General features: G+C 27.3%; 4 protein-coding genes. 2 read left to right on the top strand and 2 right to left on the bottom strand.

All coding sequences use genetic code 11. The features are described 5' to 3' along the window. Nucleotides 1–258: 258 nt before the first annotated feature. Nucleotides 259–1,125: a replication initiation protein gene (locus IE142_RS39505; RefSeq protein WP_124743153.1), complete on the top strand. Its 867-nt coding sequence runs from the start codon at nt 259–261 to the stop codon at nt 1,123–1,125. Between the two features lie 266 nt (nt 1,126–1,391). Here IE142_RS39505 and IE142_RS39510 read toward each other — a convergent pair whose 3' ends face one another. Then, nucleotides 1,392–1,457 (bottom strand): type I toxin-antitoxin system Fst family toxin, encoded by a 66-nt coding sequence (locus IE142_RS39510; protein ID WP_107423050.1) that lies wholly within the window; start codon nt 1,455–1,457, stop codon nt 1,392–1,394. A gap of 326 nt (nt 1,458–1,783) precedes the next feature. Between IE142_RS39510 and lepB the strand changes: the two genes are divergently transcribed. Continuing rightward, nucleotides 1,784–2,350, top strand: a complete 567-nt coding sequence (gene lepB, locus IE142_RS39515) for a signal peptidase I (RefSeq protein WP_018113588.1) — start codon at nt 1,784–1,786, stop codon at nt 2,348–2,350. Between the two features lie 200 nt (nt 2,351–2,550). Here lepB and IE142_RS39520 read toward each other — a convergent pair whose 3' ends face one another. After that, complete coding sequence (locus IE142_RS39520; protein WP_309498286.1) at nt 2,551–2,649, bottom strand: type I toxin-antitoxin system Fst family toxin; 99 nt, start codon at nt 2,647–2,649, stop codon at nt 2,551–2,553. Between the last annotated feature and the right edge of the window lie 503 nt (nt 2,650–3,152).

Raw genomic sequence — 3,152 nt, forward strand, 5'->3', positions numbered from 1 at the left:
ACATAAAAGGAGTAGTTTTGCCACATAAAAGGAGTAGTTTTGCCACATAAAAGGAGTAGTTTTGCCACATAAAAGGAGTAGTTTTGCCACATAAAAGGAGTAGTTTTGCCACATAAAAGGAGTAGTTTTTATTATAAACCTTCTTTTGTTAATTGACATTGTTATCAAAGTGTTTTAACGTGAAAATATCAATTCAATAAGGAGTATCATAAAAAAATATGCTCCTTATTGAAATAATTATGTTGAGGTATCTATATAATGACGGGAGAAACAGTAGTATACAAAAACGATTTGAATTTAGTTCCTTTAAGAAAATTCACCAGTACTGAAATTAATTTATTTTTTGCCATGTGTAATAAACTTAAGGAAAAAGAAACTAACACACTTCATTTATCTTTTGATGAATTGAAAGAATTGAGTAACTATAGTCCGAAAACACGTAATATTAATAGATTCGTTAAAGACTTGGATGATGTATATAAGAAAATGTTGGAACTAACAATTAGATACGAAGATGATGAGGTTATAGAAAGATTTATTTTATTTAATCATTATAGAATTCATAAAAAAGATCAATACTTAGAAATTTCAACTTCTCCTAATTTAAAGCATATACTTAATTCAATTACTAGCAACTTTACTAAATTTGAATTAAAAGAAATGACAAATTTGAAATCTACATATTCAAAAAACATGTTTAGAATACTTAAACAATATAAACACACTGGTTATATGAAAATTAAAATTGATGATTTTAGAGAACGCCTAGATATCCCTAAATCTTATAGAATGACAGATATTAATAAAAATGTTTTGAAGCCTATTGTTACAGAGTTAAACGCTACTTTTAACAATCTTCACATTAATAAAATCAAGGCTAAAAAAGGACGTAAAATTGAATGGCTGGAGTTTATCTTTGATCCTGAGAAACGCATTCACAATAAACGACAGCCTCAAATGACCAATGTAGGTAAACAGCGTCAATATATCAATCGTGAGAAAACACCAGAATGGTTAAATGAAGGAAGATTAGGACAATCTCAAGAAATACATAATGAAGATTCAAAATTAAGACAAGATCGAGAGGCATTTCAACGTCAATTAGAAGAAAAATGGGAGGAATAATAACTTAAATGAGCTACATCTATATTTTGCTTTTATTTCCTTTAATAATGGGATTTTTCTTATCACTAAAAGAGAAAAAGTATGATAAAAAATGACTAATTCACTATTGTAAAGAAAATACAGAATTTTATGAGTAAAACTTGTAATTTTATTGCAAGTGAAGAAACTACAGTATATACTGAAACTAATAAATATTGAACTCATATATCACCGAACCCCAACCTACTGACATAGGTTGGGTTCTTTAGTGGTAAGGCTATCTTGACTTATTTATTGCGGTTGTTTAGCCAAAACATGAAAATCGCAACACCGCATCCTACTATAATTTGAATAAAGCATTAAAAATGGCCACTCAACAATTTGAGTGGCATTGAAATCGTTAAGGAGTTACTTACGTTAAAAAAATTAATGTTAGTTAGGGACAATTATATGTTTTCACTTTAACACTTATTTATATTTAACTCACTCAAAAAATATTTAACGCTGGAAATTTTTGCCTTTTTTGAAACGAGTTCATTCTGTTCTTGATAGTAAATTTTATTATTTCAATAAAGAAAAGACATCATAAATAATGAACTACTTTTGGTAGGATATTAAAAATATAAGTGATAACCTAAAATAGGATAAAGTTTATAAAATCTAAAAAGGAAATTATGTAATGAAAAAAGAATTTAAGGAATGGTTAATAGCCATAATAGTAGCTATATTATTATTATTTTTAGTAAATAATTTTTTATTTAAACCTTATACTGTATCAGGATTATCAATGTATCCAACGTTTAACAATAAAGATAAAGTAGTAGTCAGCAAAATATCCAAATCATTAAATCACTTAAAGTCTGGAGATGTTATTATATTTCATCAAAATAGCAATAATGACTTTATAAAACGATTGATTGGTAAACCAGGAGATCAAATTGAATATAAAAATGACAAGTTATATATCAATAAAAATTATATCAAAGAACCTTACCTTGACTATAATAAAAAAATGAATAACTCCAGTGAAAATTTAACAGAAGATTTTAATGTATCAAATATAAAGGGATCTAAACATAAAATGATAATACCTAAAGATAAGTATTTAGTTCTCGGAGACAATAGGACAAACAGTATTGATAGTAGATATTCTGAGGTGGGGTTAATATCTAAAAAACAAATCGTAGGAAAAGTTATTTTAAGATTTTGGCCTTTTAATGATATGAAGTATAATTTTAAGCGATGAATGATAAAAAAGATAAGTTATAAAGCTAGCTTGAGATATTGTTGACGATTACATAATTAGTTCGTTCGAATATCTATTTAATTTTACAAATCTATACTTACAAGATATACTGAAAGTAACAAATATTAAGTGCATCAAAACACCAATCCCCCAATCTATTGCAGTAGATTGGGGGATCTTTTAGTGTTGACTATGTCGTCTTATTTTTTATTACGTTGTTCCAGCCAATATTTAAACAACGTAACACTGCACTCTACTATAATAGGTGCTATTATAAAAACAAATATTAAGTACATCATTACACCTCCTTCCGTCGAATCTATCGCCGGAAGTAAGACGACTTCAATAGTATAACAAAAATTTTTAATTTAAAACGATAGTTTAGGACTTGCCATATGAATAAAGATACAAAAGTTCACTTGATGAAAAAGAATGAAAACGCGTCGTTAAAGGGATGTATAAAATATGAATAATCCATGAATTCACATAAAAGGGACAAACGCTGAAATGACGGCGTTTGTCCCTTGTGTGTAAGTTGACATAATTATGTATTATGGGTAGTGCCTTTGTATAAATACTCAAAAACACAAACATTGTTAAATTAATCTTTGTGTCCTTTAATATAAGTAACATAATAGTTAATTATTGCGATGAGAAAAACCATAGATAACTAAATATATAAGCATAATAACTATGAAATGAATAGCTCCTAAAAATAATGCGAAAATATCTGTAGTAAGAGGTTTAAAATAATCTGATGAATCGTAAATATTCATAAACCAATGAACACATTCCCAAGAAA

Source organism: Streptomyces mutabilis, from assembly GCF_014649815.1.
Taxonomy (GTDB): Bacteria; Actinomycetota; Actinomycetes; order Streptomycetales; family Streptomycetaceae; genus Streptomyces; species Streptomyces mutabilis.